This window comes from Methylobacterium sp. J-090 (genome assembly GCF_022829345.1).
Taxonomy (GTDB): domain Bacteria; phylum Pseudomonadota; class Alphaproteobacteria; order Rhizobiales; family Beijerinckiaceae; genus Methylobacterium.
The window spans coordinates 16,200-36,634 of the sequence record NZ_JAKSXV010000015.1 but is presented as its reverse complement, the minus strand read 5'-3'; the positions used below and the strand labels follow the sequence as shown (position 1 = coordinate 36,634).

The window sequence follows — 20,435 nt, the reverse complement described above, 5'->3', positions numbered from 1 at the left end:
CGGCCGCTCTCGGACGGGCAGCCGTTGGCGGGAATGATCGCCGGAATTCATGAAGATCACAACAGCGGGGCGCGTCCTTCTCCCCTCTGCGGGAGAAGGTGGCCCGCAAAGCGGGTCTGGTCGGGACGGAGTTCCGCAGGGGGGAGCAAAGCGGTGTCCGAAGAGGGGGCGGTGCCGCCCCGCGCCCGCCTGGTCCGCAGAGGGGGAGGGTTCGCGCCACGAAAAAGCCGGCCCCGCTCGCACGAGGCCGGCTTCATCCACGCCGCGCGGCCGAGCGAAGCCCGGCCGCAAAATGACACTTAATTCTTCGACTTGTCGACGAGGGCCTTCTCGGAGATCCACGGCATCATGCCGCGCAGCTTGGCGCCGACCTCCTCGATGGGGTGGCGGGCGAGCTTGGCTCGGGTGGCCTTGAACGAGGTCTGGCCGACCTTGTTCTCGAGCATCCAGTCGCGGGTGAACTTGCCCGACTGGATATCGTCCAGCACGCGCTTCATCTCGGCCTTGGTCTCACTGGTCACGATGCGCGGACCGGTGACGTACTCGCCGTACTCGGCCGTGTTCGAGATGGAGTAGTTCATGTTGGCGATGCCGCCCTCGTAGATGAGGTCGACGATGAGCTTCACCTCGTGGAGGCACTCGAAATAGGCCATCTCGGGGGCGTAGCCGCCCTCGACCAGGGTCTCGAAGCCGGCCTTGATGAGCTCGACGAGGCCGCCGCACAGCACGGCCTGCTCGCCGAACAGATCGGTCTCGCACTCTTCCTTGAAGGTGGTCTCGATGATGCCGGCGCGGCCGCCGCCATTGGCCGAGGCGTAGGACAGGCCGAGATCGTGGGCGTTGCCGGACGCGTCCTGTGCGATGGCGATGAGGGTCGGCACGCCGCCGCCCTTGAGGTACTCGCCGCGCACGGTGTGGCCGGGGCCCTTGGGGGCGACCATGAGCACGTCGAGGTCCTTGCGCGGCTCGATGAGGTTGAAGTGCACGTTGAGGCCGTGGGCGAACAGGAGGGCGGCGCCCTGCTTCATGTTGCCCTCGAGCGACTCCTTGTAGATGTCGCCCTGCAGCTCGTCGGGGGTGAGCATCATGACGACGTCGGCCTGTTTGGCGGCGTCGGCGACGTTCATCACCGTGAAGCCCTCGTGCTCGGCCTTCTTGGCGGTGGCCGAGCCCTCGCGGAGCGCGATGACGATGCCCTTCACGCCGGAATCGCGCAGGTTCAGCGCGTGGGCGTGGCCCTGGCTGCCGTAGCCGACGATGACGACCTTCTTGCCCTTGATCAGGTTGAGGTCGGCGTCACGATCGTAATAGACCCGCATGGCGGTACCTTCTCTTTTTTGAACATGAGTGCGCCCCGGCGCCCTCATCTGAAACAGCATCCGCGCGGCCGTGCGATCCGGCGGCTTTTAACGAGACGTGTCCCTTGACGAAAGGGGAATCGTCATCGGACCGCGTCCCATGAGGCTCACGCGGGCAGCCGGAGGCCCTCGCGGGCGAAGACCGCCTGCACGGCGGGACGCGCCGCCATGGCACGGGCATGCGCCGTCCAATGGGGAAAGCGCTCGGCCATGTCGAACCCGAGCGCCGGGCCGCGGCCCCAGGTCCAGAACAGCAGCAGGTAGGGATCGACCACGCTGTAGCGGTCGCCGAGCGCCCAGCCGCCGCCCGCGAGCTTCACGTCGGTCATGGTGAAGAGGTCGCCGCAGGTATCCGCGCCCTTGGCGCTGATGGCCGGATGGGCGTCCTCGTCGGTGGTGTAGCGCTCGGGCCGCCGGACATGGGCGTAGGCGATGTGATGGTTCGTGGAGAGCCAGGCGAGCCATTCGTCGGCCCGCGCCTGCGTGCGGGCATCCTCGGGCCAGAGGGAGGCGTCCGGGTGCACGCGCGCGACGTGGCGCAGGATCGCCGTGTTCTCCGTGAGGACCCAGCCCTCCTCCACCAGGGCCGGCACGCGACCGCGCTCGTTGACGGCGAGGTACTCCGCGGCGCGCTGGTCGCCCTTGGCGAGATCGAGCCGCACGGTCTCGAAGGCCGCGCCGGTCTCTTCCAGGGCGATGTGGGAGGCGAGCGAGCAGGCGCCGGGGGCGTAGTAGAGGGTGGTCATGCCGTTCTTTTCTCGACGCATTCAGAAATCGAGGTGCAGACCGAGAAGGTTTGCGACCGTGCTTCGGACATCCTTCAAGACATCCGGGGGGACTTTTCCGATCGGTCGGAAACCACGCCTCGTGCGATCCACGCAACGGATCTGATCGCACAGGACGGCGCCGGTCACCGCAAGTCCGTCCGGCAGGATGATCTTGGTCGGCCACGGAGCCACATTCGACGTCACGGCGCAGATGATCGCGGTGGCATTTCGTTGATGGAAGCCCCGGTTGGTGAGAACGAGCGCCGGCCGGACACCGGATTGCTCGCGGCCCAGAGTCGGGCGGAAGTCGACCCAGACGAGATCGCCTGCATCCGGCAGGGCCGCCTCAGCGGCTCCAGTCGTCATTGACGATCTCCGTGCCGACGTCCGGCCCCCAATCCAAGAGTTCCGGCCGATGGGTCGGACCGAGACGATCCATCTCGGCCAACATCTCGTCGAGCGTGGGGACAAGGCCGCGTGGGCTGATCTCGACGATCTGCCCATCGCTCAATCCGTTCTCGCGACCCACCTTCGCGGGAATCCGGATCACGAACTCATCCCCTGTCTGGTTGAGCTTGGCCTTCATGACGAGAGACCTTTCCTTCAGCAGGAGGACACTACCACCGTCCCGCGGAAAGGCCTCACATCGCCTCGGCGCCCCGCCCCATCGCGGCGATCCCGGTGCGGGAAATCTCCACCAAGCCGATCACCGTCATCAGGCCGATGAAGCGGTCGATCTCCTCCGTGGTGCCGGTGACCTCGAACACGAACGAGGTCAGGGTCGCGTCCAGGGTCTTGGCGCCGAAGGCGGCGGCGAGCGTCAGGGATTCCGTGCGGTGCTCGCCGGTGCCCGCGACCTTCACGAGGCAGAGTTCGCGCTCGAGGGATGTGCCCTGGAGCGTCAGGTCCACCACCCGGTGGACGGGCACGAGCCGATCGAGCTGCGCCTTGATCTGCTGGATCACCGCGTCCGTGCCGGTGGTGACGATGGTGATCCGCGAGATGTGACGCGCCACCTCGGTCTCCGACACCGTGAGGCTCTCGATGTTGTAGCCCCGGCCCGAGAACATGCCCGAGATGCGGGCGAGCACGCCGGGCTCGTTGTCGACGATGACGGCCAGCGTGTGCCGGTTGACGGGCTCGACGCGGCCGGCATCGGGGTAGTGGGTGTTCATCGCGTTCATGGCTTGCCCCAGTTCCTACTCTTCGATTGTCTGCCCGCCCGGCTCCAAGCTGGACCCGTTCCAAGCGTCATGATACCGCGCCGCCCATGGACAGTCGCCAGCGCACGCTCGCCGCCGTGAGGCCCCACGGCCGGATTGGCGTCGAACTCGGCCCCCTCGACCGGCCCCTCGTGCGCCGCAGCGACGGCGACATCCTCTACGCCGACCATCTCTCGACGGACGGCCTCGCCCGCAAGTACGCCGGCCACGCCGCCGCCGGCCCGCAGGCGCGCGGCGCCCTGGTCGAGGTCGATCTCGTCCTCGAGCACCAGACCCTGGCACAGGCCCTCGGCCCCCGTGGCCCCGTCGACTACATCGTCGCCTCCCACGTCATCGAGCATCTGCCCGACGCCGTCGGCTGGCTGTGCGACTGCGCCGAGGCCCTGCGCGAGGACGGCCTGCTGTTCCTCGCCGTGCCCGACATGCGCTTCACCTTCGACCGCGGGCGCAGCCTCACCACCGCCGGCGACCTCGTCGGCGCCCACCTCGCCCGCGCCACGCGCCCGAGCCCGGCCCAGGTCTACGAGCACTTTTCCCGGGCGATGCGGGTGGAGGCCGGCGCGGTCTGGTCCGGGCGCGAGACCCGCTTCCCCCTGTTCGAGGGGCACGGGCCGGAGGCCGGCCTGGAGCATGCGCGGCGCGTCCACGAGACCGGCGGAACGATCGACGTGCATTGCAGCGTCTTCACCCCCGACAGTTTCGTCTCCGCTCTCGGCGAGGTCATCGCCATCGGCTTGGTGCCGTTCGCCTTCGCCGAGGTCACCCCGACGCAAGCGGGCGAGATCGAGTTCTTCGCCCTCCTGCGCAAATGCGAGACCGCCACCCCGGCCGAACGGGCGGCCTTCACGCCCCGGCCCAACCGGCATGCCCCGCGCCCGGCCGCGCCGGGTTGGCGCAGCCGGTTGGGCAACGCGCGCCGCCTCGGCGACACGCGCTAGGGTGTGAGGCACGGGCGGCAACCCGGCAGGGAGCGCGTCAGACCAGCATCTTGCCCTCTTCCGAGATGATGTCGCCGATCTCGGCCCCGGTCTCGCCGAGGTAGTCCGACAGGATCATCTCGTTGTGGGCCTTGCCCGACGGGATCATCGGGAAGCAGTTCTCCTTCTTGTCGACGACGCAGTCGAAGATCACCGGGCCGTCGTAGTCGAGCATCTCCTGGATCGCCGCGTCGAGGTCGCCGGGCTTCTCGCAGCGGATGCCCTTGGCGCCGTAGGCTTCGGCGAGCTTGACGAAATCGGGCAGGCTCTCGGAGTAGCTCTGCGAGTAGCGCGAGCCGTGCAGCAGCTCCTGCCACTGGCGCACCATGCCCATGTACTCGTTGTTCAGGATGAAGATCTTGACCGGCAGGCGGTACTGCACCGCCGTGGACATCTCCTGGATGTTCATCAGGATCGAGGCCTCGCCGGCGATGTCGATGACGAGCCCGTCCGGGTTGGCGAGCTGCGTGCCGATGGCCGCGGGCAGGCCGTAGCCCATGGTGCCGAGGCCCCCGGAGGTCATCCAGCGGTTCGGCTCCTCGAACTTGAAGTACTGCGCCGCCCACATCTGGTGCTGGCCGACCTCCGTGGTGACGAAGGTCTTGCGGTCCTTGCACGCCTCGTAGAGGCGCTGGACGGCGTATTGCGGCTTGATGATCGTGCCCGACGGCCAGTAGGCGAGGCAGTCGCGCGCCTTCCAGGTGCGGATCTTGGCCATCCAGGCGTCGAAGCGCTCCGGGTCCGGCCGGGTCGGCAGAGCCTTCCAGGCGGCGAGCATGTCTTCCAGAACCGATCCGCAATCGCCGACGATCCCGACATCGACCTTGACGACCTTGTTGATCGAGGAGGCGTCGATATCGATGTGGATCTTCTTCGAGAACGGCGAGAACGCATCGAGGCGGCCGGTGATGCGGTCGTCGAAGCGCGCGCCGACGCAGACCATCACGTCGCACTCGTGCATGGCGAGGTTGGCTTCGTAGGTCCCGTGCATGCCGAGCATGCCCAGGAACTTCTCGTCCGATGCCGGGAAGGCACCCAGGCCCATCAGGGTCGAGGTCACGGGGAACCCGGTCTCGGCCGCGAGCTTGCGCAGGAGTGCCGAAGCATGAGGCCCGGCGTTGATGACGCCGCCGCCGGTGTAGAGGATCGGCCGGCGCGCGTTCGCCATGAGTTCGACGGCGGCCTGGATCTGCGCCGCATCGCCCTTGAACGCCGGCTTGTAGGTCTTGTGGCCGTTCCGCGTCGGGCGCTCGTAGAGGCCGCTGGCGAACTGGATGTCTTTCGGCAGATCGACGACGACGGGCCCGGGGCGTCCGTTCGAGGCGACGTAGAAGGCCTCGTGCAGGATGCGCGGCAGGTCGGCGATGGATTTGACCAGGTAGTTGTGCTTCGTGCAGTGGCGCGTGATGCCGACGGTGTCGCATTCCTGGAACGCGTCGGTGCCGATGAGGTGCGTCGGCACCTGGCCGGTGATGCAGACGAGCGGGATCGAATCGAGCAGGGCGTCGGTCAAGCCGGTGATGATGTTGGTGGCGCCCGGTCCCGACGTGACGAGGACGCAGCCGACCTTGCCCGACGAGCGCGCATAGCCCTCGGCCGCGTGGACCGCCCCCTGCTCGTGGCGCACGAGCACGTGCTTCAGGGTGTCCTGATGGTAGAGCGCATCGTAGATCGGCAGCACCGCGCCGCCGGGATACCCGAACAGCGTATCGACACCCTGATCCTGAAACGCCCGGATGACCATTTCGGCCCCGGTCATGACCTCGCCGCCCATCGCCTGTGCTCCTCGAACCTGTCCTGAAATCCGTCTCGTCTCTCGCTCGCGGCAACAAAAAAGGGCCCCGAGGGACCCTGCATGCGCCACCATCCGGATCGCGACCCCTGCTGTCAGGGCCGCCCCGTCGGTGGCGCTTTCGTTACGATGAGGATGGCACGCATCGGAAAATCGTTCTGTCTGTTCGCCCGCCGACGTGGCGGATCGAAAATCGTGTCGGGCTTCATACCCGACACGATCCTTCGGGTCAACGCGGGTCTACTCGACGGGAACCTCGCCCAGGACGGCGCCGGTGCGGGGATCGGCATCGAACTTCATCCGGCGGCCCGCCTTGATGCCCTCGCCGTCCCAATGGCCGTCATCGGCCTCGAGCTTGGTGATCTCCGAATAGCCCGCGGCCTTCAGGGCCTGCCTGGTCTGGGCCGGTGTCAGCCAGTCCGCGCCCGGCGTATCCGCGGCGGCCGCGCCCGAAGCGAGGCAGAGGGCCAGGGTGAGGGCGAGGTGCTTGATCCGGCGCATGCGAGGCTTGGTCCTTGGTGAGGAGCGCACCCATCGGGCGCATCGCTTACCTAGGCCTGCAAGATCCCATGCCCACCGGCTCGTCAAAACGCGGGGCCTTCCGCCGCGAAACGTTTGCCCGCCCGGCCCTCTCCGTCCTATCTGAAGCGGGGCTGCTCGGCCGCCGGTCAGCGGTCACCGCGCCCGAAGAGCAGCGTTGGGAAAAATCCACTGTCCTCGACCACCGCCTTCCTCCTCCTTGATGTCGCGGGTGTGCCCTGCGCCCTGGCGCGGGCGTCCGTGCGCGAAGTGCTTCCCTTGCCGGACCTGCACGCCCCCCCGGCGGCGGGTGGTCCCCTCGCGGGGTTCCTGAACCTCGGTGGCGTGCCGGTGCCCGTCGTCGATCTCGCCCGCCTCCTCGGCGTGCCGGCGCGGGCGGAGGACGAGGCCGACGACCCCTATCGCCATCTCGTCCTCGACATGGACGCCGCCATGGCCTTCCTCGTCGATCGGGCCGACGATCTCGTCGTCGTCCTCGATTCGGCGATCCGGCCCGTGGACGAATCCCGGACCCTCAACGGATGCGTCGCGGCCGAGATCGCCCATGGCGGCCGTATGATCCACGTGCTGGAGCTTGCCCGACTGCTCAGCGCCGAGGAGCATCAGCGCCTCGATGCCTTGACCCGCGCCGCCGCCGGGCGCTTGGCCAGCTTCGGGCAGGGTCCTGCATGAGGCGACCCGTCCGGTCAGGCCCACAGACCGATCCGGCCTTCCCCGCCCTCAAGGCGCGGATCATCGCGCGCACGGGCCACCACTACTACGCCGACAAGGACGACCTGCTGCTGGATCGCCTGCGCAAGCGCTTCAAGGCCAACGCTCTGCCGGACGCCGCTGCCTACGCCGCACTCCTCGACGACAGGGATCTGGGGGCGGCCGAATGGGCGGCCCTCGAGGCCGAGATCACCATCGGCGAGACGTTCTTCTTCCGCTACGCCGAGCAGTTCGCGGCCCTGCGCGGCACGATCCTGCCCGGCCTGATCGCGGCCCGGTCGCACGAGCGCCGCCTGCGGATCTGGAGTGCCGGCTGCTCGACGGGGGCGGAGCCCTACTCCCTCGCCATCCTGCTGCACGAACTCCTCGGGCCCGCCCTGCCCGAATGGCGCATCACCATCACCGGCACCGATATCAGCACCGCCGCCCTGGCGACCGCCCGGGCTGGGCTCTACGGCCGCTGGGCCCTGCGCACCCTGCCGCCGGAGGAGCGCCTGCGCTACTTCGCGCCCGGCCCGATCCTGCCGGGCCCCGGCCGCGAGGGCACCTACACCCTCCGCCCGGAGTATCGCCGGATGGTGCGCTTCGAGCGCCGCAACTTGATGGAACTCGTCGACGGCACCGCGCCGCCCGAGCCGAGCGGTTTCGACCTCATCCTGTGCCGCAACGTGCTGATCTACTTCGAGGCCGAGGTGGTGCTCGGCATCGTGCGGGGCCTCGGCCGGCGCCTGGTACCGGACGGCTGGCTTCTCATCGGCCATGCCGAGCCCAACCCGGCCTTCGCCCAGACCCTGGAGGCGTTGAACCTGCCCGGCACCGTCGCGTACCGTCCGCGTGGTGCCGGCGCGCCGGTCTTCCCGGTCGCTACCCCGGCCGTTTGGGAGCCCGCCTTCCCCTGGATCGGCGAGGCGCCCGCCGAAGCGGGCAGCCCCGTCGCCGTGGAACTCATCGCCGCGGATGGGCCGCCCGTATCCGCGTTCGCCGAAACGTCGCGGCCGGATACGTCGGATGCCCGATCGCAAGGGGGCGATGCGGTCCGGGCCGACGATCTCGCGCAGATCCGCGCCCTGAGCGACGCCGGCGAGACCGCCGAGGCGTGGCGCCGGGCGCGGGCGGCGCTCGGTGTCGCACCGATGGAGGCGGCCCTGCACTATTACGACGGGCTCCTGGCGCGGACCCTGGGGCGCGAGGCGGAGGCCGAGGGCGCATGGCGCCGCGCCCTCTACCTCGATCCCGGCTTCGTCATGGCCCATTATCAGCTCGGCCTGCTTCTGATCGCCGTGGCGCGGCCGGCGGAGGGCCGCCGATTCCTCGACAACGCCATCCGCCTCGGTCAGACCCTGCCCGCCGGGGCGCATCTGGCCGAGGCCGATGGACTCGGGCCGCGGGAACTGGCGCAGAGCGCGGCTTTGGCCCGTTCCGCCGTGGAGGAGCCCGCCCGATGAACCGAGCCGCCGAAATCGCCCGTCGGCGTGGCCTGCGGGAGGCCAGAACCCGCGCCCTGGCCGGCCGCGACGGGGCCGCGCAGCACCAGGCGCCCCTGCGCCCGTTCCTCGTCTGTACCTGCGGCGAGGATCGCTACGGTCTGCCGCTGACCCAGGTCGCGCAGGTGCTGGCCGCCCGCTCCGTCACCCCCGTGCCGGGTGCGCCCGCAGCCCTCCTCGGCGTCATCGCCCTGTCGGGCCGGGTGGTGAGCCTTCTCGGGCTCGCCCGCGCCCTCGGACGGACCGATGCCACCGAGCCCGGTGCCGGCCACATCGTGGTCCTGCGCGGCGGCGCGGCGATGGTGGCCCTCGCCGTCGATCGGGTGGAGGGCGTCGCCGCCGTCGCGGTCCCCGACCCGGACAGTCCCGCCTCCGGCACCGGTCTCCTCGCCCCGGCCGCCACCGGGTTGGGCGCCGAGGCGGTTTCGGGCTATGCCCCGGCGCAGGCCGGCGCCGGTGACGGCCCCGGCTTCGTCGTCGTCGATCTGCCGCGCCTCCTCCGGCGCTACCTGTCCTGACGCCGCCCGCCCGGGGCGTGCCGGTTTCGCGGAGCATTGAGCCAGCCTGTGTCGATCTCCATCGGAAAACGCATCCTCCTCGGCTTCGTCGCCATCACGGTGGTGATCCTGGCGCTCGGCCTCTACGCCCTCGACCAGATCAGCGCCGTGCGCGAGAACATGAACACCATCGTCAAGCGGGACCTGACGGTGGCGCGCCAGCTCGACGACCTCGGCAACAAGGCCCGGGACATGGGGCTTCTCAGGCGCAACGCGGTGATGGCCGCACTCATGCGCAACCGTCCCGAGTCGGAGCTGACCCAGACCGTCGAGACCTGGCGGCGCATCGGGCAGGAGTCGGAGGGGCTGTTCGGCGACATCGTTCGCACGGCCAACGGCTATTCCGCCACGGCGCCCTCCCCGGCCCGGGCCCTGGCCTGGAAGAAGCTCGCCGACACCGCCGGTCTGGCGGCCAACGACTTCCGGCAGCTGCGAGCGGTGAGCGAGCCGCAATTCGCCGCCATCACGGCCCGGGATACCGATGCCATCGAGGCGCGCAACGAACCGATCAACCGGATGCAGGACGTGCTCCTGGCCGATATCGAGCGCACCCGCGAGGCCCTCGACGAGGGCATCGCCGCCGGACAGCAGCGCGCGGCCGACATCTACGACCGGAGCCTGTGGTCCATCGTCCTGACCCTGGCCGCGAGCGTGCTGCTCAGCATCCTCGTCACCGCCCTGATCCGGCGGGGCGTGGTCAAGCCCCTGGAGGACGTGATGCGGTTCGCCGAGCGCGTCGGTGACGGCGACCTCTCGGGCACCCTCGATGCCCGGGGCAACGACGAGATCGGCCGCCTCGGCCGCACCCTCAACGGCATGGTGGCGGGGCTCGCCGACCTGGCGCGGACCAACCGCGCCGCCACCGCCGACCTCAACGCCGCGGCGGCCGAGATCCGTGCCTCGGCCCAGGAACAGGCGGCCTCCGTCGAGGAGCAGTTCGCCGCCGTGCAGGAGACGGCCGCCACCGTGGACGAGATCACCCATTCGGGCGCCCAGATCGGCAAGCGCGCCGGCGAGGTCATCGCCACGGCCCAATCCACCGCCCAGACCTCGCGGGCGGGCCTGCGTGCGGTGGCCGACACGGCCCGGGCCATGGAGGCGATTCGCGAGCAGGCCGAGGCGGTGGCCGGCAACATCGTCGCTCTGTCCGAGAAGACCCAGGCCATCGGCGACATCATCACCACCGTCAACGACATCTCGGAGCGCACCCATCTGCTGGCGCTCAACGCCGCCATCGAGGCGGCGGCCGCCGGCGAGAGCGGGCGGAGCTTCGCCGTCGTGGCCTCGGAGATGAAGCTCCTGGCCGATCAGGCCAAGGCGGCGACGGGGCAGGTCCGCACGATCCTCGGCGAGATCCAGCGCGGCATCAACACGTCGGTGATGCTGACGGAGGAGGCGGTCAAGCGCGCCGCCGCCGGCAAGGCCCGCTCGGACACCACCCAGCGGACCATCGAGGAGATCACCGCCAAGGTCGAGGAGAGCGTCCAGACCTTCCAGCAGATCGTCGCCTCGACGAACCAGCAGCAGCTCGGCATCGAGCAGGTGATGGGCGCCCTCCAGAACATCCGGCAGGCGAGCCAGCAGACGGCGGCCGGCACCCGCGAGGTCGAGGCGGCGTCGGCCAACCTCACCGAGCTGGCCCAGGCCCTGATGACGCTCGCCGAGCGCTACCGCCATTGACGTTTTGTGCCGCGCGAACCGAGACTTCATCCATGACGAAGACATGGTTAACGAAGGACTTGCGGCCGGTTCCGCACCTGCGGAAACGGCTCTAAGCGGCGGACGGACACGCACCGGATGGACATCCGTCAGCTTCTCCTCGCGGCCTTCGAGGTCGAGCATCGCGAGCATATCGACGCCATCCGTGCCGCCCTGGCCGGCGGGGCGGAGGCGCTCGACTGGAACGACGTGTTCCGCCGGGCGCACAGCCTGAAGGGGGCCTCCCGGGCCGTCGACCTGCCTGCGGTGGAGGCCGTGGCGCATCGCCTGGAGACCCTGTTCGACCGGATCGTCGCGGGGACCGGTGCCCTCGACGGGGCGGCGGAGGCGGCGGTCCACCTCGCCCTGGACCGGATCGAGGCCTATGTCGGCGGCCTCGACGACGGGGTCGGGGCGCCGATGCCGGACGACGCCCTGCACGCCCTCGACCGCTGCCTCGACCCCGAAATCCCCGTCACGCCCGCGGCGGATGCGCCGTTCCACGCCCCCCCCGCGCCGGTGCCGACCGGCACGCCCCCGGCCCCCGCGCCGGTCCAACCAGCCCCTGCGCCGGCCCAGCCGGCGCCGGAGCCGGCGCACGAGACCGGTGCGCTCCTGCGCGTCCCGGCCGAGGCCATCGACGCTCTGACCCGGGCCAGCCACGAGCTCGCGAGCGCGGTCGGCGGCGAGGCCGCCGTGGCCGAGGGCCTCGCCCGGCTCACCCGGCGTGCGGCCGATCTCGGGCTCATGGCCGAGCGCCTGCGCGGGACCGCCGCGACGGGTCCGTCGCTTCGGACCCTCGAGACCGACCTCCTGGCGCTCGCCCGCGAGGCGGCGGACCTGTCGCGCCTGCGCCTCACCATGGCGTCCGCCGTCGAGGCGGCGGCGGCGCGGGTGGGCGAACAGGCCGAGCGCCTCGCCCTGGTCCCGGCCGAGACGGTGTTCGGCGGGTTTCCCCGGGCCCTGCGCGAGCTCGCCCGCGAGGGCGGCCAGGACATCGCGGTCCAGACCCTCGGCCTCGACCTGCCCGTGGACCGGGCTCTGCTCCAGGCCCTGAAGGACCCGGTGCTGCACGCCCTGCGCAATGCCCTGAGCCACGGGGCCGAGGCGCCGGAGCGGCGCCGGCAGGGGGGCAAGCCGCCGGCCCTCGCCATCGGCCTCGCGGTGGCGGTGCGGGGCGGACGCCTCGTCGTCACCGTCCACGACGACGGGCGCGGGCCGGATCTCGCCGGGATCGCCGGGGCCGCCCGCCGCCGGGGCTTGAGCGTCCCGGAGGACGATCCGCAAGCGCTCCTCGCCCTGGTGTTCGAGCCGGGGCTTTCGACGGCCGCGCAGGTCGATACCCTGTCGGGGCGTGGCATCGGCCTGTCGGTGGTGGCCGATGCCGTGCGGCGCCTCGGCGGCCATGTGCGCCTGAGCCCCCGGGCGCCCTGGGGCACCGACCTCGTCATGAGCCTGCCCCTGCAGGCGGCGCGGCGCCCGATGCTCCTCGTCGAGGCGGCGCGCGCCACCTACGCGGTGCCGAGTGCCGCCGTGGAGCGGGTGGTCCATCTCGACCGGGCCGGGCTCGACCGGGCCATGGGCCGCTCCGTCGCGCGGATCGACGCGAAGGACGGCGGCGAGACCCTGCCGGTGGTCGCCCTGCGCGATCTCTTCGAGTCAGTCCCCGTCGGGTCGGGCGGCGAACGGGCGGAAGCCGGCGGGCGCATCCTCGCCCTGCTGCTGCGGGCCGGCGGACGCCGCGTCCTCCTCACCGTCGACGCCCTGCGCGAGGTCCGCACCCACCTCGTCCTGCCGGCCCCGCCCATCGGCGCCGATCCGCGCCTCATCGCCGGCACGGTGATCCTCGGCGACCGGCCCGTCCTCGTCCTCGAACCGGAAGGGCTCGTGGCCCGGGCGGCGGAGGCCGGACCGGATGCCGCGCCGGCTCCGGGGGCCGGGGGCGGAACGATCGGTCACACCCCACGTTCGCCGACACGCGCCACCAACCCCGCGACGACCATCCTGGTCGTGGACGATTCCATCACCACGCGCACCCTGGAGAAGGGCATCTTGGAAGCGGCCGGCTACCGCGTCGTCGTCTGCGTGGACGGGCAGGATGCCATCGAGCGCCTGCGCGCCGGCATCGAGCCCATCGCCCTCGTGCTGGCCGATGTCGAGATGCCGCGCCTCGACGGGTTCGGCCTGCTCAAGGCCATCCGGGCGGAGGAATCCCTGTCCCGCCTGCCCGTGATCCTGATGACCTCGCGGGGCGACGCCGAGGACGTGGCGCGCGGCCTCGATCTCGGGGCCGACGCCTACCTGACCAAGCAGAGCTTCGACCAGCGCCGTCTCCTCGACACCATCGGGCAATTGCTGTGACCGCACCCAGTGCCGTGACCCCCGACGCGCCCCGGGTGCGGGTGATGCTCGTCGAGGATTCCCTCGTCGTGCGCCAGCTCCTCATCCACATCGTCGGGCGCGATCCGCGCCTCGAAATCGTGGCCGCCGTGGCCTCGGGCGAGGAGGCGCTCGCCACCATCGCGTCCGCCCGGCCCGACGTCATTTCCATGGACATCCGCCTGCCGGGCATCGACGGCCTCGAGACCACCCGCCGGATCATGGCCGAGCGCCCGACGCCCATCGTGGTGGTGGCCGACGCCATCGAGGATTCGTCCCTGCGGATCTCCATGAACGCCCTGCGGGCCGGCGCCCTCTCGGTGGTGGAGAAACCCGTCGCCACCACGCATGCGGGCTACGATGCGGTCGCCACCGAGATCTGCACGCAACTGCGCATCATGGCCGCCGTGCCGGTGATCCGCCGCCGGCCCATCGGGGCGGAATGGGCCGGGCGGCCCCGCGACCTGCGTGCGCTGATCCCCGCCATCGCCTCCGAGGCGCCGAGCGTCGTCGCCATCGCGGCCTCCACCGGCGGCCCGCCGGCCCTCGCCCGGGTCATCGGAGCGCTCCCCCAAAGCTTCCCCCTGCCGGTGCTGGTGGTCCAGCACATGGGCCCGGCCTTCATGGAAGGCTTCGCCGCCTGGCTGAACGGCGTCGTCGCCCTCCCCGTGGCCGTGGCGCGCGACGGCGAGCGCGCGGCCCCCGGCCGGGTCTACGTCGCCCCCGGCGACCGCCACCTCGAACTCGCCCCCGGCGGCGGCCTGCGCATCACCGATGCGGCGCCCGTGGGTGGGCAGCGCCCCGCCGCCACCGCCCTGTTCCAGAGCCTCGCCCGCCATGCCGGCCCGCGCGGCGTCGGCGTGCTCCTCACCGGCATGGGCGAGGACGGGGCGGCGGGCCTCCTCGACATGCGCCGGGCCGGGGCCGCCACCCTCGCCGAGGACGAGAGCACGGCGGTGGTGTTCGGCATGCCGGCCGCCGCCATCCGGATGGGGGCGGCCGGCACGGTGCTGCCCCTCGACCGGGTCGCCGCCCACCTCCTGCGCATCGCCGCCGGGGAGCCGGCGCCGTGACCGGCCCGGCGAGCCTCCTCCTGGTGGAGGATTCCGAGACCCAGGCGCTGGAACTGCGCCTGCTGCTCGAAGGGCACGGCTTCTCCGTCGCGCGCTGCGCCACGGCGGAGGCGGCCCTCGACCACCTCAACACCCGCCTGCCCGACCTCGTGGTGGCCGACCACCACCTGCCCGGCATGAACGGCGACGAGTTCGCCCGGCAGCTGCGCCTGTCCCTGCGCACCCGCGCCCTGCCGCTGCTCATGCTGACGGGCGCGCGCGACGGCGAGCGCCAGGGCCTGGAGAGCGGCGCCGATGCCTACGTGGCGAAATCCGCCGACCGCGACATCCTGATCCTGCGCATCCGCGCCCTCCTGCGCGAGCGCCAGAGCGGCGGCTCCGAGGCACCCGGGGCCTCGGGCTTCCGGCGCGGGCGCGTCCTCGTGGTCGACGGCAGCGCCACCTACCGCACCTTCCTCGCCGGGCTGCTCGCCCACGAGGGCCACCTCGTCAGCACCGCCGACACCATGGAGGCGGCCCTCGCCGCCCTCGACGCCGACGGAGCCGCCTTCGACTGCGTCACCATCGATCTCCTCGGCACCGCCTATGACGGCCTTGCCCTGTGCCGGGCCGTGGATGCCCGCCGGGCCGCCGACATCGCCGCCCGCGAGGCGGGGGCCCCGACCTTCCACGTGGTCGGCATCGCCGGGAGCACCCCCACCAAGGACTTCCTCGTCGCGGCCTTCGCGGCGGGCGCCGACGACGTGGTGTCCAAGGTCGACGGCGACGTGCTGGTGATGCGCGTGCGCAGCCTGGTGCGGCGCAAGCTCCTCGAAGAGGACAACCGCCGCATCGCCGGGGAATTCGGCGCCCGCGAGCGCGCCCTGGAGCGGGCCCGGGCCGAGGCCGAGGCGGCCGAGGCCCGCGCGGCGCTCGCCGGCGCCCTGGAGCGGGCCAACGCGGATCTGGCCACCGCCAACCGCAAGCTCACCGACGCCCAGGCCAAGCTCGTCCAGGCCGCCAAGATGGCCTCGCTCGGTGAGCTCGTCGCCGGCATCGCCCACGAGATCAACAATCCGCTCGCCTTCATCCTCGCCCACCAGGGCACCGTCGAGCGCCTGCTCGGCGAGGTGGTCGAGGCCCCCGGAACGGCCGAGGCCCCGCGCCTCCTGAAGAAGTGCGGCGACCGGGTCGGCGCCATGCGCATGGGCCTGACCCGGATCCAGGACCTCGTCCTGAACCTGCGGAAATTCTCGCGCCTCGACGAGGGCGAGCGCACCCTCGTCAACGTGCCGGACGCCATCGACACGGTGCTGGCCCTGATCCAGCACAAGCTCGGCGACCGGATCGCCGTGGTGCGCGATCTGGCCGGACGCCCCGAGATCCACTGCACCCCGGCCCTGCTCAATCAGGTGGTGATGAACATCCTCGGCAACGCCGCCGACGCCATGCCGGAGGCCGGCACCATCACGATCCTGACGGCGAGCACCGACGACCTCGACGTGATCCGCATCTCCGACACCGGCCCGGGTATCCCGGAAAGCCTGCGGGAGAAAATCTTCGAGCCGTTCTTCACCACGAAGCCCGTGGGCGCCGGCACCGGACTCGGCCTCGCGATTGCCTACTCCGTGGTACAGGCGCATAGCGGCTCCCTCACGGTCGAGGCCGCCCCGGGCGGCGGAGCCTGTTTCGTGATCGGCATTCCACGCCAAACGCGGTGAGCATGTCCAAAGGTACGATCCTCGCCGTCGATGACGAGCCCGACATCCTGATCGCCCTCGAGGACCTGTTCGAGGACGAGTACCGGGTGCTCACCACGAGCAAGCCGGCCGAGGCCCTGGAGATCCTGGCGGCCGAGCCCGACATCGCCGTCATCGTGTCCGACCAGCGCATGCCCGGCATGACCGGCGACGCCATGCTGGCCCAGGCCCGGGGCATGCACGACGCCCAGGCGATCCTGCTCACGGGCTACGCCGACATGAGCGCCGTGATCTCCGCCCTCAACCAGGGCGGCATCACCGGCTACGCCACCAAGCCGTGGGATGCCAGCCTCCTGCGCGGCGCCGTGCGCCAGGCCTACGAGCGCCACCGCCTCGGCCGGGAACTCGCCACCGAGCGCGCCCTGCTCATGGGGCTCCTCGACCATTCCGCCGACGCCATCGCGTTCAAGGACGCGGAAGGCCGGTTCGTGCGCCTCAACGCCCGCAAGGCCGAGCGCCTCGGGCGCAGCGTCGCCGCGTGCCTCGGGCGGACGGAGGACGCGCTCCATCCCGACGCCGATGCGGCGGACGCCGCCGCCGCGGATGCCGCCGCCATCGCGTCGGGCCAGCCCACGGACATGGAGATCACCGAGGGGCCGGAGGGGGCCGAGCGCTGGAGCCGCGTGGCCCGCGTGCCCATCCGGGACGCGTCGGGCCAGGTGGCGCATCTCGCCACCATCGAGCGCGACGTGACCGACCAGAAGCTGCTGGAATCGCGCCTGCGCCAGTCCGACAAGATGCAGGCCCTCGGCACCCTCGCGGGCGGCATCGCCCACGACTTCAACAACCTGCTCACCGCCATCCTGGGCAGCCTCGAACTCGCGACCCCGAAGATCGCCGATCAGCCGCGCGTGCTGCGCCTCGTCACCAACGCGACCCAGGCGGCCCAGCGCGGCGCGACCCTGACCAAGCGCCTCCTCGGCTTCAGCCGCTCCCGCGATCTCAGGCCCCGGGCCATCGATCTCAACGGGCTCATCGCCGGGATGGGCGAGCTCCTCGGGGGGAGTCTCGGCGGCCTCGTGACCCTGACCACGGACCTCGACGCCGCGGCGCCCGCCGCCCGCGTCGATCCCGACCAGCTCGAACTCGCGGTCCTCAACCTGTGCATCAACAGCCGCGACGCCATGCCGGAGGGCGGCGGCATCACCGTCTCGACCCGGATCGTGTCCCTCTCGGGCGACCCGGACCTCGCCGACGGCGACTACGCCGCCCTCGCGGTGGCGGATACCGGCACCGGCATCCCGCCGGCGATCCTGCAGCGGGTGTGCGAGCCGTTCTTCACCACCAAGGCGCTGGGCCAGGGCACCGGGCTCGGCCTCGCCATGGTGTTCGGCCTCGCCCAGCAATCGGCCGGGCGCCTGCGCATCACCAGCACGGTCGGCGAGGGCACGCGGGTGGAACTCCTGCTGCCGCGCGCCGAGGCCGAGGCGGAGGGGGACGTCGCGCCCGAGCCGGCCGCCGCGGCGCCGGTGCTCGCCGCCCGCATCCTCGTGGTCGACGACGACCCCGAAGTGCGGCACGTGACGGCCTCGTTCCTCAACACCTTCGGCTACCGCGAGAGCGAGGCGCCGGACGGCGCCTCGGCCGTGACCCTGATGGAGCAGGATTCCTTCGACCTCGTGGTGGCGGACCTGGCGATGCCGGGCATGACCGGGGTGGAACTCGCCGAGATCGTGCGCGCGCGCTGGGCCGACGTGCCGGTGCTCATCCTCACGGGCCACGCCGAGGCGATCCCGATCCCGGCCGACCTGCCGGTCCTGCGCAAGCCGTTCGAGTCCGGCGACCTCGCGGCGGAGGTCTCGCGGCTGCTCACCGCCGCCTGAGCTTTTTGGGAGGGGCACCTTCCCTCCCCCTTGTGGCAGGGCAATCGCAGAGGAACCGCGACGGGGCCCCTCTCCTGTTTGGGAGAGGGTTGGGGTGAGGGTCGTGGACTGTCCGGAGAGTTCGCACACCTCACCCCCGCCCTCTCCTTCCAGGAGAGGGGGCCTGTCGCGACCCTTCGAAGCGCTTTGCCTCGCCGTTCGAGCGCCGGGAAAACTCATCTGCGATCGCCCTCCCCCGCAAGGGGGCGGAGAGTCCGCCCTACTCCTCCGAGGGCGGCTTGTTGACGGCGACGCACATCTTCACCGCCTCCTCGAGCTTGATGTCGCCCGGGTTGCCGATGTTGGCCGTCTCTTCCAGGCACTTGATGAAGTAGTTGCGGTCCAGCCCCGGCGCGAGGCTGGAGAACGCCTTGCCCATGCGGGTCGCGAACTCGATCTTCTCGTCCGTGGTCGCGCGGGGCCAGCGGGCGACCTTGTCGTCCATGGTCAACTTGGCCGCCTGCGCGCCGCCGGCCATGCACAGGGCCGACAATAAGAAGAGTTTTATAATATTCCGCATGGTTCGGCCAATCTCCGAGGGATCTCTCCGGCGGAATGGTAGCGCAGGCGTCGCCCGAGAAAAGAAAAAGGCGGCCCGGAAGGCCGCCTTTTCTCGTCCGTTCAGCTTAGAAAGCTCTCAGGCGGCGTCGACCACCTGCACCGGACCGGAATCCTTGCCGCGGGCCTCGACGTCGCGATCGACGAACTCGATGACGGCGAGCGGGGCGTTGTCGCCGTAGCGGAAGCCGGCCTTCATGATGCGGCAGTAGCCGCCCGGGCGGGCGTTGTAGCGCGGGCCGATGACGGCGAAGAGCTTGCGGACCATGTCGTGGTCGCGGATCTGCGACATGGCGAGGCGGCGCGCGTGCAGCGAGTCGGTCTTGCCCAGCGTGATCAGCTTCTCGATGACCGGACGCAGGTCCTTAGCCTTCGGCAGGGTGGTGATGATCTGCTCGTGCTTGATCAGCGCGGCGGACATGTTGGCGAACATCGCCTTGCGGTGCTCGGTGGTGCGGTTGAAGCGACGACCGCGAAATCCATGACGCATGATGGCTGGTCCTTATCTGATGGCCGCCGTGCCACGGTACGGCCAAGCGCCCCATGATCGGGGCTGTTCATTCCGCATGACCCCGCGGCGGGATTCTTTTGGGAGTCCGCGTCGCGCGAACCCCCGATGGATCGGCCAAACAAACGGCGCCGAGACGCGCCGGAAAGTCCCGGCCGAGGCGGCTCGCCTCAGTAGTGCTCTTCGAAGCGCTTGGCGAGGTCTTCGATGTTCTCCGGCGGCCAGCCGGGGATGTCCATGCCGAGGTGGAGGCCCATGGCGGCGAGCACTTCCTTGATCTCGTTGAGGGACTTGCGGCCGAAGTTCGGGGTGCGCAGCATCTCGCCCTCGGACTTCTGGATGAGGTCGCCGATGTAGACGATGTTGTCGTTCTTCAGGCAGTTCGCCGAACGCACCGAGAGCTCGAGCTCGTCGACCTTCTTGAGCAGGGCCGGGTTGAAGGGGAGCTGCGGCGCGAGCGGCTGCGCCTCCTCCTTGCGGGGCTCTTCGAAGTTCACGAACACCTGGAGCTGGTCCTGGATGATGCGCGCGGCGTAGGCGAGCGCGTCCTCCGGCGTGACTGCGCCGTTGGTCTCGATGGTCATCGTCAGCTTGTCCTTGTCGAGATCCTGGCCCTCGCGGGTGGTCTCGATGCGGTAGCTGACCTTGGTGACGGGCGAGAACAGGGCGTCGACGGGGATCAGGCCGATGGGCGCGTCCTCGGGGCGGTTGCGCTCGGCCGGGACGTAGCCCTTGCCGGTGGCGACGGTGAATTCCATCCGGATCTCGGCGCCGTCGTCGAGGGTGCAGATGACGAGGTCGGGGTTGAGGATCTGGACGTCGCCGACCGTGCCGATGTCGCCGGCGGTGACGACGCCCGGGCCGGTCTTGCGCAGGGTGAGGCGCTTGGGCGCCTCGGTCTGCGAGCGGATGGCGATGGTCTTGATGTTGAGGACGATGTCGGTGACGTCCTCGCGCACGCCGGGGATCGACGAGAATTCGTGCAGCACGCCGTCGATCTGCACCGAGGTCACGGCCGCGCCCTGGAGCGAGGACAGCAGCACCCGGCGCAAGCTGTTGCCGAGCGTCGTGCCGAAGCCGCGCTCCAGGGGCTCGGCGACGACGGTGGCGACCCGCTTGGGGTCGTGACCGGTCGAGACCTGGAGCTTGTTCGGCTTGATGAGCTCTTGCCAGTTCTTCTGAATGACCACGATGCTACCTCTCGCGAAG

The 20,435-nt window shown here is 70.8% G+C and carries 19 protein-coding genes; 9 read left to right on the top strand and 10 right to left on the bottom strand.

What is annotated here, in order from left to right; all coding sequences use genetic code 11:
• Positions 1-299: 299 nt before the first annotated feature.
• The 5 genes from ilvC to ilvN form a co-directional block, all read right to left on the bottom strand.
• A complete protein-coding gene (gene ilvC / locus MKK49_RS01460) occupies positions 300-1,367 on the bottom strand; it encodes a ketol-acid reductoisomerase (protein WP_279595258.1) in 1,068 nt (355 codons plus the stop codon).
• Between the two features lie 98 nt (positions 1,368-1,465).
• The gene (locus MKK49_RS01455; RefSeq protein WP_244026262.1) at positions 1,466-2,104 is read right to left on the bottom strand and encodes a glutathione S-transferase family protein; all 639 of its coding nucleotides are present in this window, start codon (positions 2,102-2,104) and stop codon (positions 1,466-1,468) included.
• Positions 2,105-2,125: 21 nt separating this feature from the next.
• Positions 2,126-2,491, bottom strand: a complete 366-nt coding sequence (locus MKK49_RS01450) for a type II toxin-antitoxin system PemK/MazF family toxin (protein ID WP_244026261.1) — start codon at positions 2,489-2,491, stop codon at positions 2,126-2,128.
• Entirely contained in the window at positions 2,472-2,711 is a 240-nt protein-coding gene (locus tag MKK49_RS01445; protein ID WP_244026260.1) for a MazF family transcriptional regulator, read from the bottom strand. Before MKK49_RS01445 ends, MKK49_RS01450 begins: the two co-directional genes overlap by 20 nt.
• A gap of 55 nt (positions 2,712-2,766) precedes the next feature.
• Positions 2,767-3,309 (bottom strand): acetolactate synthase small subunit, encoded by a 543-nt coding sequence (ilvN, locus tag MKK49_RS01440; protein WP_244026259.1) that lies wholly within the window; start codon positions 3,307-3,309, stop codon positions 2,767-2,769.
• 86 nt (positions 3,310-3,395) lie between these two features.
• On the opposite strand from ilvN, the gene MKK49_RS01435 reads away from it, so the two are divergent.
• Positions 3,396-4,286 carry a class I SAM-dependent methyltransferase gene (locus tag MKK49_RS01435; protein WP_244026258.1) on the top strand — a complete coding sequence of 297 codons (891 nt, stop codon included), beginning with the start codon at positions 3,396-3,398 and terminating at the stop codon, positions 4,284-4,286.
• Between the two features lie 37 nt (positions 4,287-4,323).
• Here the strand turns inward: MKK49_RS01435 and MKK49_RS01430 are convergent, their stop codons facing one another.
• The gene (locus MKK49_RS01430; protein ID WP_244026257.1) at positions 4,324-6,099 is read right to left on the bottom strand and encodes an acetolactate synthase 3 large subunit; all 1,776 of its coding nucleotides are present in this window, start codon (positions 6,097-6,099) and stop codon (positions 4,324-4,326) included.
• 258 nt (positions 6,100-6,357) lie between these two features.
• Positions 6,358-6,618 carry a PepSY domain-containing protein gene (locus tag MKK49_RS01425; RefSeq protein ID WP_244026256.1) on the bottom strand — a complete coding sequence of 87 codons (261 nt, stop codon included), beginning with the start codon at positions 6,616-6,618 and terminating at the stop codon, positions 6,358-6,360.
• A gap of 210 nt (positions 6,619-6,828) precedes the next feature.
• Here MKK49_RS01425 and MKK49_RS01420 point away from each other — a divergent pair, with 210 nt between their 5' ends.
• The 8 genes from MKK49_RS01420 to MKK49_RS01385 all read left to right on the top strand — a co-directional run bounded on the left by MKK49_RS01420 (position 6,829) and on the right by MKK49_RS01385 (position 18,121).
• A complete protein-coding gene (locus MKK49_RS01420) occupies positions 6,829-7,329 on the top strand; it encodes a chemotaxis protein CheW (protein ID WP_244026285.1) in 501 nt (166 codons plus the stop codon).
• On the top strand, positions 7,326-8,813 hold the full coding sequence (locus MKK49_RS01415) for a CheR family methyltransferase (protein WP_244026254.1): 1,488 nt from the start codon (positions 7,326-7,328) through the stop codon (positions 8,811-8,813). The genes MKK49_RS01420 and MKK49_RS01415 overlap by 4 nt, the downstream gene beginning before the upstream one ends.
• On the top strand, positions 8,810-9,370 hold the full coding sequence (locus MKK49_RS01410; RefSeq protein ID WP_244026252.1) for a chemotaxis protein CheW: 561 nt from the start codon (positions 8,810-8,812) through the stop codon (positions 9,368-9,370). The genes MKK49_RS01415 and MKK49_RS01410 overlap by 4 nt, the downstream gene beginning before the upstream one ends.
• 48 nt (positions 9,371-9,418) lie before the next feature.
• Complete coding sequence (locus tag MKK49_RS01405) at positions 9,419-11,089, top strand: methyl-accepting chemotaxis protein (protein WP_244026251.1); 1,671 nt, start codon at positions 9,419-9,421, stop codon at positions 11,087-11,089.
• A gap of 117 nt (positions 11,090-11,206) precedes the next feature.
• Positions 11,207-13,468 (top strand): response regulator, encoded by a 2,262-nt coding sequence (locus MKK49_RS01400; protein ID WP_244026250.1) that lies wholly within the window; start codon positions 11,207-11,209, stop codon positions 13,466-13,468.
• A gap of 44 nt (positions 13,469-13,512) precedes the next feature.
• Complete coding sequence (cheB, locus tag MKK49_RS01395; protein WP_244026283.1) at positions 13,513-14,559, top strand: chemotaxis-specific protein-glutamate methyltransferase CheB; 1,047 nt, start codon at positions 13,513-13,515, stop codon at positions 14,557-14,559.
• Complete coding sequence (locus tag MKK49_RS01390; RefSeq protein ID WP_244026249.1) at positions 14,556-16,259, top strand: response regulator; 1,704 nt, start codon at positions 14,556-14,558, stop codon at positions 16,257-16,259. Before cheB ends, MKK49_RS01390 begins: the two co-directional genes overlap by 4 nt.
• A 2-nt stretch (positions 16,260-16,261) precedes the next feature.
• Positions 16,262-18,121: a response regulator gene (locus MKK49_RS01385; protein ID WP_244026248.1), complete on the top strand. Its 1,860-nt coding sequence runs from the start codon at positions 16,262-16,264 to the stop codon at positions 18,119-18,121.
• Between the two features lie 259 nt (positions 18,122-18,380).
• Here the strand turns inward: MKK49_RS01385 and MKK49_RS01380 are convergent, their stop codons facing one another.
• The 3 genes from MKK49_RS01380 to MKK49_RS01370 form a co-directional block, all read right to left on the bottom strand.
• Positions 18,381-18,680 (bottom strand): hypothetical protein, encoded by a 300-nt coding sequence (locus MKK49_RS01380; protein ID WP_244026247.1) that lies wholly within the window; start codon positions 18,678-18,680, stop codon positions 18,381-18,383.
• Positions 18,681-18,797: 117 nt separating this feature from the next.
• A complete protein-coding gene (gene rplQ / locus MKK49_RS01375) occupies positions 18,798-19,208 on the bottom strand; it encodes a 50S ribosomal protein L17 (RefSeq protein ID WP_056171325.1) in 411 nt (136 codons plus the stop codon).
• Between the two features lie 188 nt (positions 19,209-19,396).
• Positions 19,397-20,416 (bottom strand): DNA-directed RNA polymerase subunit alpha, encoded by a 1,020-nt coding sequence (locus MKK49_RS01370; RefSeq protein ID WP_244026246.1) that lies wholly within the window; start codon positions 20,414-20,416, stop codon positions 19,397-19,399.
• Positions 20,417-20,435 lie beyond the last annotated feature (19 nt).